Source organism: Kitasatospora sp. NPDC032121 (assembly GCF_055580145.1).
This window is the reverse complement of the sequence record NZ_JBVILX010000004.1, coordinates 412,909-426,933: the sequence shown is the minus strand read 5'-3', so window position 1 is coordinate 426,933 and position 14,025 is coordinate 412,909. Positions and strand designations below refer to the sequence as shown.

The window sequence follows — 14,025 nt, the reverse complement described above, 5'->3', positions numbered from 1 at the left end:
GAGGGGCGCCGGCGTACTCCCGCGCGGAACGAGACGGACGGCACACCGCCCGGGCGCCCCGCGCGGGAGGATGTGCCCGACGTGTCGGTCGAGGAGGTCGAGGTGGGGGGTGCGTCGATGGTCCCGGTCGTGCCGGTGGCGGTGCTGGTCGGTCTGCTGGCGGCCGCGCCGCTGCGCGGGCTGATCGCCCGGTTCGCGGTGCCGGAGGGCGAGCCGTGGTGTGACGGCTGCCCGGCGTGCGGCCGCGCGGTGCGCCTGCTGCCGCCGACCGGGCGCTGCCCGGGCTGCCGGGAGCGGCTGGGCGCCGGCCCCTGGGCGGTGGAGGGCGTCGCGGTGGCGGTCGCCGTCGCGGTGGCGTACGCGGCGGACGGGCTGGTGGTGGTGACCCTGGCGCTGGCCTGGGCGGCGACGCTCGGCGTGGCGCTCGGCTTCGTCGACGCGCGGGTGCGACGGCTGCCGTACCGGCTGACCGTGCCGCTGCTCGGCGGGGTGACGGCGCTGCTGCTGGCGGCGGTGCCGAGCGCGGGGCCCGCGGTGGCGCTGCGCTGCCTGCTGGCCGCGCTCGCGGTCGGGGGCGTGCTCGAACTGGCCGTCTGGTTGGGCGCGTTGGGCCCAGGGGACTCCCCGCTCGGGCTCGCCCTGGGCGGGCTGCTCGGCTGGTACGGCTGGTCGGTGGCGCTCGGCGGGCTGTTCGCCGCGATGGTGCTCGCCGGGCTGTGGGGCACCCTGCGGGCCGCCGCCGCGCTGGCCCGCCGCCGTCCGGTGCGCGGACTGGACGTCCCGGTCGGCCCGTTCCTGCTGCTCGGGGCGCTCGTCGCGGTCCTCGCGCGGTGAGCGCGCGCCCCTCGGCGCCGGACCCGGCAGCGCCCCCGGCGCCTGTGGACGGGACGGCGGTGACGGCGGTGACAACGGGACGGCGGTCATGAGGGGAGAGAACGGAAGGGCCCGCCGCACCGGTCGGTGCGACGGGCCCCGCCGCCGACGCGCAGGCCCCACCCTCAAGGAGCGGCGCGCCGGGGGGAGTTGAGCTCTGGTGGCGGTGACGGTGGCCGCGGCCGTGAGCCGACCGCGGCCGAGCGCCGCTACGGCATCTTGTGGACGAACGGGCCGACCGCGTTGGAGAAGGCGTTGCCGTTGTTGACGTCCCAGTTGGTCGACCAGGTCATCGCACCGCGGATGGTCGGCCACTTGGCCGGCGGCACGAAGCTGCCGCAGTTGTTGCCCGTGGCCAGGCAGTCCAGCGCGTTGTTCACCACGGTCGGCGAGACGTAGCCGCCGCCCGCCGCCTTGGTGGAGGCCGGGACGCCGATGCCCACCTGGTCCGGCCGCAGCCCGCCCTGGATCTGGGTGCAGACCTGCGAGGTGATGAAGTCGATGGTGCCCTGGGTGTAGACCTTGCCGTCGCAGCCGTTCATGCCACCCGAGTTGTAGAACTGGGTGTTGACGACGGTGAGGATGTCCTTGGTCTTCAGCGCCAGCTGGAAGTAGGCGCCGGAGGTGTTGTACATCCCGATGGTCTCGGGGGCCATGGTCAGGACGAAGCCGGGGCCGACCTTGGCCTGCAGGGCGTGCAGCGCGTCGCCGAGCGGGCCGGCCTGGACGCCGTTCTCCAGGTCGACGTCGATGCCGTCGAAGCCGTAGTCCTTGATGATCGCGTAGGCGCTGTCGACGAAGTTGGCGCCGGCGGTGGCGTCCCCGACGGTGATCGCGCCGTTCTGGCCGCCGATGGAGAGGATGACCTTCTTGCCGGCCGCCTGCTTGGCCTTGATGTCGGCGCGGAACTGGGCGTCGGTGTAGCCGCCGAGCGCCTTGGACAGGCCCGGGTCCAGGGTGAAGCTGATCGCGCCGGTCCTGGTCGGCACGGCGTCGGCGAAGGACACCGCGATGATGTCGTAGGCGCTCTGGACGTCGCCCAGCCGCTGCACGGTCGAGTTGTTGTCGAAGTTCTGCCAGTAGCCGGTGACCACGTGGGCGGGCAGACCGGTGGCCGGCGGGGTGGTGCCGGTCGGCGTGGCAGTGGGGGTCGGGGTGGCGGTGGGGGTCGGGCTCGCCGTCCGGGTGGGTGTCGCGGTCGCCGTGGGGGAGGCGGTGGCCGTCGGCGTGGTGGTGGGGGTCGCGGTCGGCGACGGGGTACCGGTGCCGCCGGGGCCGACCAGCGCGACGTCGTCGGCCAGGTAGGCGCTCTGGCCGTACCAGCCGTGCAGGTAGACGGTGACGCTGGTGGCGTTCGCCCCGGTGGTGAAGGTGGTGGACAGCTGGTTCCAGCTGTTCTGGTTCGACCAGGCGGACGGGTCGGTGCCGCCGGTGCCGCGCGCACCGAGGTAGACGTACGGGCCCTGGACCCAGGCGCTCAGCGTGTAGCTGGTGTTGGGCAGCACGCTGATGGTCTGGGTGCACTCGGCGGTGTCGCCGGCGCCCGGGGTGGCCTGGAGCGCGCCGGTGCCGGAGTGGACCGGGGAGGAGACCGTGGTCGCGGCGCCGGTGCAGGTCCAGCCCCCGAGCCCGCCGTCGAAGCCGCCGTTGCCGACCAGGTTGCCGACCGCCGCGCTGGCACCGCCGGCGAAGAGGGCGAGGCCGCCGCCGGCCAGGGCGAGGGCGGTGGCACCGGCCGCGACGGCCGGGAGGGGGCTGCGCCGGCGCTTGTGCGAGGGCTGGTTCAGCGTACGGGCCATGGGGCGACGCTCCTGGGGGAGGAGCGGCCGCCGCGGTGGGGGGCGCGGCGGCCGCGTGTGGGGGAGGGGAGGTCCGAAGTGAGCCTGCGGGGCGGAGCCGGAGGATCGTTCCGTCCCGGATCAAAAGCTGGACTAGACCATTGCTGGTCGTCAAGCATCGGAAGGACGGCTTACGGTTCCGTTAAGGATTCGGAGACCGTTCCGTGTCCGCGCCCCTGGGGCCGCGCGACGTGCCCTTCGCCCGTCCGGACGATCCCCGACACGCCCGTCGGGACAGACTTCGCACAGGACCGTGACAAGACCGCTACCTGGGGCTTTACCGTGCACCTGCCCGCCGGAGTAGGCTGCGCCGGGGGCGGTGACGCACCAGATGCAACGAGCAAAGAGGGGCCGGCAAACATGGGTCTGCGCGATGTCGTCGAACGGACGCCGGGGCTGCGCACCATGCTCGGAGGGATGTACGGGCTCTACGGCCGGCGGGTCGAGGTCCACCTCGCGAGCACCCCGCGCCACATCGGCGTGATCCTGGACGGCAACCGCCGCTGGGCCAAGGCGGCCGGCGGCTCCACCGCGTACGGCCACCAGCGCGGCGCCGACAAGATCAGCGAGTTCCTCGGCTGGTGCGACGAGACCCACGTCAAGGTCGTCACCCTCTGGATGCTCTCCACCGACAACCTGGACCGGCCGGCCGACGAGCTCGTCCCGCTGCTCGGCATCATCGAGGACACCGTCACCGGACTGGCCGCCGCCCGCCGCTGGCGGGTCAACCCGGTCGGCGCGCTGGACCTGCTGCCGCAGCACACCGCCGACGTGCTCAAGCGGGCCGCCGAGCAGACCGCCGACATCGACGGCATAACGGTCAACGTCGCGGTCGGCTACGGCGGTCGGCACGAGATCGCCGACGCCGTCCGCTCGCTGCTCCAGGAACAGGCCGGGCGCGGCACCTCGATCGAGGAACTGGCCGAGATCCTGACCGTCGAGCACATCGCGGAGCACCTGTACACCCGCAACCAGCCCGACCCGGACCTGATCATCCGCACCTCGGGCGAGCAGCGGCTGTCCGGCTTCCTGCTCTGGCAGAGCGCGCACAGCGAGTTCTACTTCTGCGAGGCGTACTGGCCGGCCTTCCGCAAGGTCGACTTCCTGCGCGCGCTGCGCGCGTACGAACAGCGCAACCGCCGGATGGGGTTGTAGTCCCGGCAGCACCGGCGGCTCCGCCGGCCCCGGCGCGGCACCTCGGCCGGCCCCGGCCCTCCGGAGGAAATGACCGCCGTAGGCCTGGCCTACCCGGCGCCCGCGCGAGGCCAAACGTTCACCGGCAATGATCCGTCAGTTCGCCGGGCGCGCGAATGCACCGTTCCCCGCCTGGGAATACTCCAGTCAGTCCGGCCCCGAGGCCACCGGGGCAGCGGGGGCCGGCTTGCCGCGGATGACGCAGGGTCATCCGCTCTGGAGGCCTAGTGGTCAGTTCCAAGAGCCGCCGGACACCAGACCGGCGCACGTACGTTCTCGACACCAGCGTGCTCCTGGCGGACCCGCTCGCCATGACCCGCTTCGAGGAGCACGAGGTCGTCCTCCCGGTGGTGGTCGTCACCGAGCTGGAGGCCAAGCGGCACCACCCGGAGCTGGGCTACTTCGCCCGCCAGGCGCTGCGACTGCTCGACGACTACCGCATCCGCCACGGCCGGCTCGACGAGCCGATCCCGGTCGGCGAGCTCGGCGGCACCATCCGCGTCGAGCTCAACCACTCCGACGTGTCGATACTGCCGGTCGGCTACCGCGCCGGCGGCGGCGAGGCGGACACCCGGATCCTCGCGGTCGCCCGCAACCTCCAGGCCGAGGGCTACGACGTCACCGTCGTGTCCAAGGACCTGCCGCTGCGGATCAAGGCCAGCTCGGTGGGCCTGCTGGCCGAGGAGTACCGGGCCGAGCTGGCGATCACCTCGGGCTGGACGGGCATGTCCGAGCTGCACGTCCCGGCCGACCAGGTGGACGCGCTGTTCTCGGCCGGCCACGACGCCGGGGTGGACGTCGACGGTGCCGCCGAGTTGCCCGTCCACACCGGACTGGTGCTGACCTCGGAGCGCGGCCGCGCGCTCGGCCGGGTCACCGGCGACGGCCGGGTGCGGCTGGTGCGCGGCGAGCGCGAGGCGTTCGGGCTGCGCGGGCGCAGTGCCGAGCAGCGGGTGGCGCTGGACCTGCTGCTCGACCCGGAGATCGGGATCGTCTCGATGGGCGGCCGGGCCGGCACCGGGAAGTCGGCGCTGGCGCTGTGTGCGGGGCTGGAGGCGGTGCTGGAGCGGAGGCAGCACCGCAAGGTGATGGTCTTCCGGCCGCTGTACGCGGTCGGCGGGCAGGAGCTGGGTTACCTGCCCGGCACCGAGGCGGAGAAGATGGGCCCCTGGGCGCAGGCGGTCTTCGACACCCTCTCCGCGGTCACCACCCCGGACGTGATCGAGGAGGTCATCTCCCGCGGGATGCTGGAGGTGCTGCCGCTGACCCACATCCGGGGGCGCTCGCTGCACGACGCCTTCGTGATCGTGGACGAGGCGCAGTCGCTGGAGCGGAACGTCCTGCTGACGGTGCTGTCCCGGATCGGCCAGGGCTCGCGGGTGGTGCTCACCCACGACGTGGCGCAGCGGGACAACCTCCGGGTGGGCCGCTACGACGGGGTGGTGGCGGTGGTGGAGAAGCTGAAGGGTCATCCGCTCTTCGCCCACATCACGCTGACCCGCTCGGAGCGTTCGCTGATCGCGGCGCTGGTCACGGAGATGCTGGAGGACATCAACCCGTGATCCGCCCGCACCAGGGCATAGTAGGACAATACGGTCAACTCATGGCCAGGGGCCCGTTCCTGACGGAGCGGGCCCCGCCCGTTTCATCACATCGAGTGCTTTCTGTCCAGGGAACTGCCGTACGGTGGATGTGACATGCGCCACGCGGACGGGAATTGCGTCGACAGTGCCCGGTGCGGCATGGTGAGGGTTCTGTCAGGCCCCGCGTACGGCGCGGCAGGGCTCCCGGACTCCGGGGGTCAGGCCCCGGAAGGTCCGCCAACTCCGGTCGGTGGACGCACAATTGAAGACCGTTGAGCCGTACGCCGCCCGATTTCAACGCCCGGTCGCCTCACCTCGGCCGGACGCCGGGCCAGCACCTCCCGTGACCAGAGCACCATGCGGAGGTCCGTGCCAAGGGGCATGTTGCGCCCGTACGGTCACGCGTGGGCGATGCTGGAAGGAATCCATGTGACTCGGATCTCGGTCCGGGGAGTTGCTGTGGCCTCCGCCACCGCCGTCACCGCTGTCGGTGCCGTCGTTGGTATGGCCTCGGGCAGCGAGGGCAAGACCACGCAGACGGTCGACGTCGCCGGCGCGACCCTGCTTGCCGAAGTCCCCTCTGGCGCCCAGGCGCAGACCATCAGTGACAACATCGGCCAGCAGGCTTCCGCCCAGCAGGCCTCCGCCGACGCCGCCGCCAAGGCCGCCGCGGAGCAGAAGGCCGCCGAGGAGGCCGCGCGCCAGCAGGCCGCCGCGGACGCCCAGGCGAAGGCCGACGCCCAGGCCAAGGCCGACGCGGAGCAGGCCGCCAAGGCCGCGGACGACAAGCGCAAGGCCGACGAGGCCGCCGCGAACCGTTCCAAGGCCCGGTCCGCGATGACCGCGGTCGAGGACAGCGCGCCGGCCGTCTCGGTCAGCCCCGGCTCGGTCCAGGACCTCGCCCGGCAGATCGTCGGCAACGACGCCCAGTTCCAGTGCTTCAGCCAGATCGTGAAGCGCGAGAGCGGCTGGGACTACACCGCGACCAACAAGAGCTCCGGCGCGTACGGTCTGGTCCAGGCGCTGCCCGGCAACAAGATGGCCTCGGCCGGTGCCGACTGGCGCACCAACCCGGCCACCCAGATCAAGTGGGGCCTCAGCTACATGAACTCCCGCTACGGCAGCCCCTGCGGCGCGTGGTCGTTCTGGCAGGGCCACAACTGGTACTAGGAACGGCGGCCGCTCCGGCGGCGCGGTTCCACACGGCCCCCGGTCGTCCGTCCTCCTCGGGCGGGCGACCGGGGGCCGTGGCGTTCTCCGGCCACAGGTGCCGCGCGGTGGGCGCGGGAGGACCGCGCCGCCCGGGCTGCGCTGACCAGTGCGCCCTCGGACGGTGCGGTCCCGGTTGCGGACGCGGGGCGCGGGAAGGGGTCCTGGTAGCCTCCCGCGCCGGTCGGTCCGCCGGCAGTTGGCCGTGGGGCGACCTCGGCGGCTCGGTTCCGGGGTCTCGTCCCGACTCCTCCCCAGCGAACTGTGACCGAAACCAGGTGGAACCTGGTGTTTTGTCCGGTTCATCGGGATGGTCGGTTCGAGTCGAACGGACCGGCGGGCGGAATTGCCACAGCCACGCCGGGTAGCGTCATCCCTGACGGCCGCGGCGGGACCCGCGGCGTACCGCCGGTACGGCGGGTTCGGCAGGGGAGTGGTGGTAGCGAGGATGGCGCGGGGCGGAAAGGCCTTCAAGGCCGTGGCCAAGGGCATGGCCGTGGTGGCGAGCGCGGCCGCCGTGATCGAACGGCGCCGGCGGGCCGCGATGGCGGCCGACCCGCACGAGCCGGCCCTGCCGGGGCCGGCCCTTCCCGAGCCGGCCGAAGGGCATGTTCCGGCGCTGGTGGACGGGCACGTCCCGGCACTCGCCGAGGCGCCCGGCCCGGTCCCGGTCCCGCGGGCCGACCCGGGCCCGGTGGCCGAGGCCCTCCCGCAGTCCGCCGCGGCGGGCCCGGCCGCCCGGCCCGCACCGGCCACGCACGCCGGCCTCGGGCGGGAGTACCACCCCGGCCGCCCGGCCACGCCCGCGGAGGCGGTGCCGTGGGGGCTGCGGGTGGCCGCCGAGTCGACCTGGCGGCTGCTGCTGCTCGGCGCCGCGCTCTACGTCGTCTTCTACGTGGTCGACATGCTGCGGCTGGTCGCCTTCTCGGTGCTGGCCTCGCTGCTGATCACCGCGCTGCTGGAGCCCTCGGTCTCCTGGCTGCGCCGGCGCGGGGTGCCGCGCTCACTGGCGGCGGGCGGGGTGTTCCTCAGCGGTCTGGCCGGGATCGGGCTGGTCGGCTGGTTCGTGGTCTGGCAGGTGTCGACCAACCTCTCGGACGTCACCACCCAGGTGAAGACCGGTGTCAACCAGCTGCGGGACTGGATGGTCACCGGGCCGCTGCACCTGACCCAGCAGCAGATCACCGACTTCGCCAACCAGATCACCAAGGCCATCACCACCAACACCGACCAGCTCACCTCGGCCTCGATCACCGGCGCGCAGATCGCCGTCGAGGTGCTGACCGCGCTGCTGATGACCTTCTTCACCACCTTCTTCTTCCTCTACGACGGCGGGAAGATCTGGAACTGGGCACTGCGCGGCCTGCCCCGGCACTCCCGGTTCGCGATGGCCGGGGCCGGTCCGAAGGCCTGGACGACGCTCACCGCCTATGTGCGCGGCACGGTCTGCGTGGCCTTCATCGACGCGCTCTGCATCGGCATCGGCGTCGACCTGCTGGGCGTGCCGCTCGCCCTGCCGCTGGCCGTGATCATCTTCCTGGGCGCCTTCGTCCCGCTGGTCGGCGCGCTGATCACGGGCACCGTCGCGGTGCTGATCGCGCTGGTCACCCAGGGGCCGTGGACGGCGCTGATGGTGCTGGTGGTGCTGGTGGTGGTGATGCAGGTGGAGAGCCACATCCTCCAGCCGCTGATCCTCGGCCGGGCCGTCCGGGTCCACCCGCTCGGCGTCGTGCTCGGCGTCGCGGCCGGCGGGATCATCGGCGGCATCGGCGGCGCGGTGGTCGCCGTCCCGCTGATCGCCGTCACCAACACCGTGGTCGCCCACCTGCGCCGCCGCAACGAGGCCGGCCAGGCCGTCTTCACCGCGCTGGAAGCCGCCCGCGAGGCCGCCGAGCGCACCGCGGCCGCCCCGATGGGGGCCCCGCAACCACAGGCGCAGCCGCGGTCCGCGGCGGAGTAGCCGGCGCGTACGCCGACGGGCCCCTCGCGGACATGGTGTCCGGGAGGGGCCCGTCGGCGTACGCGGGTGCGTCAGGCGTTGGCGAGGGCGGCCTCGGAGTCGAGGACGCCGGCCACGGCCTGGAGGACGGCGGCGATCTTCATCGAGGCCTGGACGACCTCGCGCTCGACGCCGGCCTTGCGCAGTACGGCCTCGTGCGAGTCGAGGCACTGGCCGCAGCCGTTGATGGCCGAGACCGCGAAGCACCAGAGCTCGAAGTCGACCTTCTCGACGCCCGGGGTGCCGATGATGTTCATCCGCAGACCGGCCCGCATCGTGCTGTACTCCTTGTCGGAGAGCAGGTGCAGCGTCCGGTAGTAGACGTTGTTCATCCCCATGATCGCGGCCGCGCCCTTGGCGGCGTTGTACGCCTCCGGGGAGAGGTTGGCCTTGGCCTCGGGCTCCAGCTCGCGCAGCAGGCCGGGGCTGCGGGTGGCCATCGCGCAGGACAGCACGGTGCCCCAGAGCTGCTGGGCGGGGAGGTCGGAGTTGCCGATGACCGAGCCCAGGTTGAGCTTGAGGTCCTTGGCGTAGTCCGGGAGGGCGGCCTTCAGGTCGTCGAGAGCCATGGGTCAGCCCGCCAGCAGGGCCTGGGCGTCGAGGGTGTCCTCGCCCTTGTTCCAGTTGCACGGGCACAGCTCGTCGGTCTGCAGGGCGTCCAGCACCCGCAGGACCTCCTTGGGGTTACGGCCGACGGAGCCGGCGGTGACCATGACGAACTGGATCTCGTTGTTCGGGTCGACGATGAAGACGGCGCGCTGGGCGGTGCCGTCCTCGTTCTCGACGCCGCAGTCGCGCATCAGGTCGTGCTTGATGTCGGCCAGCATCGGGAAGGGCAGGTCGCGCAGGTCCTTGTGGTCCTTGCGCCAGGCGTGGTGCACGAACTCGGAGTCGCCGGAGACGCCGAGGATCTGGGCGTCGCGGTCGGCGAACTCGTCGTTCAGCTTGCCGAACGCGGCGATCTCGGTCGGGCAGACGAAGGTGAAGTCCATCGGCCAGAAGAAGACGACCTTCCACTTGCCCTCGTAGGACTTGTGGTTGATGTCGGCGAAGGCGCTCGCGGCGTCCAGGTCGACACAGGCCTTGAGGTCGAACTCGGGGAACTTGTCACCGATCGTGAGCACGTTCGCTTCTCCTGAAGTGAGATGAGGGGAGATGTCCGGAATCCGGACACCACTCACGATTCCACATCGTGGACTGATCAGGGAAATAGCTAGACTGGATGTGTCTGATCGGAGATTGCTATCAGTACCGAACTTCCCACGTCGCGCCCGGCCTCCCGCAGGAAGGGCGGCGCCAGGACCGAGCCCGCTGTGGCGAGTGCCACAGTCCGCAGTCCGCGCACCCCGACCGTCGCCCAGCTGAGGGCCTTCGTCGCGGTGGCCGAACACCGGCACTTCCGGGAGGCCGCCGCCGCCACCGGGACGAGCCAGCCCGCGCTGTCCGGAGCGGTCGCGGCGCTGGAGGAGTCGCTGGGCGCGCAGCTGGTCGAGCGTACGACGCGCAAGGTGATCGTCACACCGCTGGGGGAGCGTGTGCACCGGCACGCCCGCCGGGTGCTCGCCTCGCTCCAGGCCCTCACCGAGGAGGTCGAGGCCGCCCGCCGCCCGTTCACCGGGCCGCTGCACCTGGGCGTCATCCCGACCGTCGCGCCCTATCTGCTGCCCACCGTGCTGCGGCTGGTCCGCGACCGCTTCCCGGACCTGGAGCTGCACGTCCACGAGGAGCGCACCCCCTCGCTGCTGGAGGGCCTGGCCGCCGGGCGGCTGGACGTCCTGATGCTCGCGCTGCCGGCCGGCGGGGTTTCGCCGACCCTGGACATCCCGCTGTTCGACGAGGACTTCGTCCTGCTCACCCCGCCCGGGCACCCGCTCGCCGGGCGGATCGACGTGCCGCGCGACGTGCTGCTCGACCTGGACGTGCTGCTGCTGGAGGAGGGCCACTGCCTGCGCGACCAGGCGCTGGACATCTGCCGTGAGGTCGGCGCCGACCCGACGGGCTCGACCACCCGCGCGGCCGGGCTGTCCACCCTGGTCCAGCTGGTCGCCGGCGGCCTCGGGGTGACCCTGCTGCCCGCCACCGCGCTGGACGTCGAGGCCGGGCGCACCGACCGGCTGGCGGCCGTCCGCTTCGCCGCCCCGGCGCCCGGCCGCCGGATCGGGCTGGCCGTCCGGCCGGGCTCGGCCCGCGGAGCCGAGTACGAGCGCTTCGCGGCCGCGCTGCGCGAGGTGCTGGTCGAGCTGCCGGTCCGGATCGTCTCCTAGGGCCTGCCTCGCCGGTCAGCCCTGGGCGCTCTGCGCCGCCGGGGCGCCCAGGCAGAGCCCGACCGTCGTCGCGACCAGCAGCTCCAGCGCGTCCAGGGTGTCCTGGTCGGGTCGGTCGCCGGGGCGATGCAGGGTGAGGTGGCGGGCCGTCAGGCCGTCGAAGCCGCCGAGGAAGTGGACGGCGATCCGGCGGGCGGGCAGCGCCAGGGTCAGGCCGTGGGCGGCCGCGAGGGCGCCGAGCATCTCGGTGGCGGTGCCCTCGATGTCGTGCTGGAGCCCGAGCATGATCTCCTGCATGTCCGGGTCGCGCATGGCCAGCGCCCCGAACTCGCTCAGCAGCACACAGCGCCCGTGCTCGCCGGTGGCGGCCTCCCAGAGCGCGTGCACCAGGGTGCGGACCTGCTCGCCGAACGCGCCGTCGCCGGGGGATGCGGCGCGCACCTCGCCGACGAAGTCGGACTTCAGCTGCTCGACGACGGCCCGGTAGAGGTCCTTCTTGGTGCCGAAGGTGTAGTGCACCGTCGCCTGCGCCACGCCGAGCTCGGCGGCGATCGCTCGGGTGCTGCCGGCCGCGATTCCCTCCCTGGTCATCAGGTCGATCGCGGCCTGGACCAGTTGCGGTCGGCGTTCGGAGGCGGGGACATGAGCCATCCAGTCAGGGTAGCGCCACGGGCGGGTAACTGCGTCGTTTGATCTTGTCGATCAACTTTGTCACTCGACAAAGTTCGGGCTACGGTGGGACGCGACCTGCCCTGACCGACCCGAGGGACCGCCGATGGCCACGTACCTGTACCGACTGGGCCGATACTGCTTCCGACGACGGCGAGCCGTCGTCGCCGTCTGGATCGCCGTACTCATCGCCATCGGCGGGGCCGCGGGCGCCTTCGCCAGCAAGACCACCGACGAGTTCAAGGTCCCGGGCACCGAGGCCCAGGCCACCCTGGACCGGATCAAGGACACCTTCCCGGAGCAGGGCCACGGCTCCGCGCAGGTCGTCTTCGCCGCCGGTGCGCCCGGCGGCGTCGCGACGCCCGAGGCGGGCAAGGCGGTCGGCGAGGCCGTCGCCCGGATCGCCCGGGTGCCGGGCGTGGCCGCGGTGCCCGACCCGTACGCCACCGGCGCGCTCTCGCCGGACGGGAAGGTCGCGATCGCCCTGGTCTCGTTCGACCACAAGCTCGCCGACGTCACCGACCAGCAGCGCGAGGCCGTGAAGGCCGCCGCCGAGCCGGCCCGCGCGGCCGGGCTGGACGTGGCCTTCGGCGGCGACGCGTACAACACGATGGCCCAGATCGAGGGCGGCAGCGAGGCGATCGGCCTGGTGGTGGCCGGGGTGGTCCTGGTGGTCACCCTCGGCACGCTGGTCGCCGCCGGGCTGCCGCTGCTGACCGCGCTGGTCGGCGTCGGCGTGACGATGGCCGGCCTGCTGGCGCTCACCGGCTCCTTCGAGATCATCACCACCGCGCCGGTGCTGGCCCTGATGGTCGGCCTCGCGGTCGGCATCGACTACGCGCTGTTCATCCTGTTCCGGTACCGCCGCCACCTGGACGAGGGCCTGGAGCCGGAGGAGGCCGCCGCCCGGGCCACCGCGACCGCCGGCAGCGCCGTCGTCTTCGCCGGCCTGACCGTGGTCGTCGCGCTCGCCGGACTCGCCGTCGCGGGCGTCCCCTTCCTCACCGTGATGGGCCTGGCCGCCTCCGGCGCCGTCGTGGTGGCCGTCCTGGTCGCGATCACCCTGCTGCCCGCCGTGCTGGGCTTCACCGGCCGGACCATCGACCGGCTGCCGATCTGGAAGCGGGCCCTGACCGCCAACGGTCGCACCACCATGGGCGAGCGCTGGGGCCGCTTCGTGGTCCGCCGCCCGCTGCCCGTGCTGCTGGTCTCACTGGCCGGGCTGGGCGCCCTGGCGGTGCCCGCCGCGAGCCTGGACCTCGGCCTGCCGAGCGGCGGTTCGCAGGCCGCCGGGACGGACGCCCGCAAGGCCTACGACCTGGTGGGCGAGAGCTTCGGGCCGGGCTTCAACGCGCCGCTGGTGGTCGTCGTGGACGCCCACGGCGCGCCGCGGCCCGAGCAGGCGGTGCAGGGCGTGGCCGCGAAGCTCCAGACCCTCGACGGCGTCGGGACGCTGCTGCCGCCGACCGTCGACCGGGCGAGCGGCACCGCACTGGTGACCGTCATCCCGCGGACCGGCCCGGACCACGCGGACACCAAGGCGCTGGTCAACGAGATCCGCGACCAGAAGGCGGAGCTCAAGGCGGCGACCGGCGCGGACATCGCCGTCACCGGCACCACGGCCGCCAACATCGACGTCTCCACCAAGCTCGGCCAGGCGCTGCCGCCCTTCCTCGCGGTGATCGTCGGGATCGCGGTGGTGCTGCTGGCGCTGGCGTTCCGCTCGGTGCTCGTCCCGCTCAAGGCGGTGGCCGGCTTCCTGCTCAGCATCACCGCCTCGCTCGGCGCGGTGGTCGCGGTCTACCAGTGGGGCTGGCTGGACGGCCTGATCGACGTGCCCAAGGTCGGCCCGGTGGTGAGCTTCGTGCCGATCCTGCTGATCGGCGTGCTGTTCGGGCTGGCGATGGACTACGAGCTGTTCCTGGTCTCCGGGATGAAGGAGCAGCACGTCCACGGCGCGGCGCCGCGTGAGGCCGTGGTGGGCGGCGTGCGCAACGGGGCCCGGGTGGTCACCGCGGCCGCGCTGATCATGGTGGCGGTGTTCGGCTCGTTCGTCTTCGGCCACGACCCGATCGTCCAGCCGATCGGCTTCGCCCTCGCGGTGGGCGTGCTGGTGGACGCCTTCGTGGTGCGGATGGCGTTGGTGCCGGCCGCGATGGCGCTGTTCGGCAAGGCGGCCTGGTGGTTCCCGAAGCGGCTGGAGAAGGTCGTGCCGCGGGTCGACATGGAGGGCGAGCAGCTGATCGCCCGGCTGGCGGAGCAGGCGGAGCAGTCAGCGCAGGCGGCGCAGTCGGAGCGGGCGGCGCAGGAGCCGGCCAAGGAGCCGACCCGGGCCTGACGGACCGACCCGGGGCGCCCGGTGGGACTCGTTCCCGCCGGGCGCCGTCGCGTGCACG

The 14,025-nt window shown here is 72.9% G+C and carries 11 protein-coding genes; 7 read left to right on the top strand and 4 right to left on the bottom strand.

Annotated features, from left to right (window positions below; all coding sequences use genetic code 11):
- The first annotated feature begins 81 nt into the window (after positions 1 to 81).
- Positions 82 to 834 (top strand): prepilin peptidase, encoded by a 753-nt coding sequence (locus ACZ5OX_RS15840; RefSeq protein WP_465630347.1) that lies wholly within the window; start codon positions 82 to 84, stop codon positions 832 to 834.
- Between the two features lie 248 nt (positions 835 to 1,082).
- Here the strand turns inward: ACZ5OX_RS15840 and ACZ5OX_RS15835 are convergent, their stop codons facing one another.
- On the bottom strand, positions 1,083 to 2,672 hold the full coding sequence (locus ACZ5OX_RS15835; RefSeq protein WP_465630346.1) for a chitinase: 1,590 nt from the start codon (positions 2,670 to 2,672) through the stop codon (positions 1,083 to 1,085).
- A 399-nt stretch (positions 2,673 to 3,071) separates the two neighbouring features.
- Here ACZ5OX_RS15835 and ACZ5OX_RS15830 point away from each other — a divergent pair, with 399 nt between their 5' ends.
- The 4 genes from ACZ5OX_RS15830 (at position 3,072) to ACZ5OX_RS15815 (ending at position 8,657) form a co-directional block, all read left to right on the top strand.
- Positions 3,072 to 3,866 (top strand): isoprenyl transferase, encoded by a 795-nt coding sequence (locus ACZ5OX_RS15830; RefSeq protein ID WP_392873769.1) that lies wholly within the window; start codon positions 3,072 to 3,074, stop codon positions 3,864 to 3,866.
- Positions 3,867 to 4,132: 266 nt separating this feature from the next.
- Positions 4,133 to 5,467 carry a PhoH family protein gene (locus ACZ5OX_RS15825; protein WP_465630345.1) on the top strand — a complete coding sequence of 445 codons (1,335 nt, stop codon included), beginning with the start codon at positions 4,133 to 4,135 and terminating at the stop codon, positions 5,465 to 5,467.
- Between the two features lie 450 nt (positions 5,468 to 5,917).
- On the top strand, positions 5,918 to 6,658 hold the full coding sequence (locus tag ACZ5OX_RS15820) for an aggregation-promoting factor C-terminal-like domain-containing protein (RefSeq protein WP_465630344.1): 741 nt from the start codon (positions 5,918 to 5,920) through the stop codon (positions 6,656 to 6,658).
- Between the two features lie 487 nt (positions 6,659 to 7,145).
- The gene (locus ACZ5OX_RS15815) at positions 7,146 to 8,657 is read left to right on the top strand and encodes an AI-2E family transporter (protein ID WP_465630343.1); all 1,512 of its coding nucleotides are present in this window, start codon (positions 7,146 to 7,148) and stop codon (positions 8,655 to 8,657) included.
- Positions 8,658 to 8,728: 71 nt separating this feature from the next.
- On the opposite strand, the gene ACZ5OX_RS15810 is transcribed toward ACZ5OX_RS15815, so the two are convergent.
- Positions 8,729 to 9,265, bottom strand: a complete 537-nt coding sequence (locus ACZ5OX_RS15810; RefSeq protein WP_392873757.1) for an alkyl hydroperoxide reductase — start codon at positions 9,263 to 9,265, stop codon at positions 8,729 to 8,731.
- A gap of 3 nt (positions 9,266 to 9,268) precedes the next feature.
- On the bottom strand, positions 9,269 to 9,820 hold the full coding sequence (locus tag ACZ5OX_RS15805) for a peroxiredoxin (RefSeq protein ID WP_224283642.1): 552 nt from the start codon (positions 9,818 to 9,820) through the stop codon (positions 9,269 to 9,271).
- Positions 9,821 to 10,009: 189 nt separating this feature from the next.
- Here ACZ5OX_RS15805 and ACZ5OX_RS15800 point away from each other — a divergent pair, with 189 nt between their 5' ends.
- Positions 10,010 to 10,960, top strand: coding sequence for a LysR substrate-binding domain-containing protein (locus ACZ5OX_RS15800; RefSeq protein WP_465630342.1), 951 nt, complete (start codon positions 10,010 to 10,012; stop codon positions 10,958 to 10,960).
- A 15-nt stretch (positions 10,961 to 10,975) separates the two neighbouring features.
- On the opposite strand, the gene ACZ5OX_RS15795 is transcribed toward ACZ5OX_RS15800, so the two are convergent.
- Positions 10,976 to 11,611: a TetR/AcrR family transcriptional regulator gene (locus tag ACZ5OX_RS15795; protein WP_465630341.1), complete on the bottom strand. Its 636-nt coding sequence runs from the start codon at positions 11,609 to 11,611 to the stop codon at positions 10,976 to 10,978.
- 124 nt (positions 11,612 to 11,735) lie between these two features.
- Between ACZ5OX_RS15795 and ACZ5OX_RS15790 the strand changes: the two genes are divergently transcribed.
- Positions 11,736 to 13,967 carry an MMPL family transporter gene (locus ACZ5OX_RS15790; protein WP_465630340.1) on the top strand — a complete coding sequence of 744 codons (2,232 nt, stop codon included), beginning with the start codon at positions 11,736 to 11,738 and terminating at the stop codon, positions 13,965 to 13,967.
- The last annotated feature ends 58 nt before the right edge of the window (positions 13,968 to 14,025 follow it).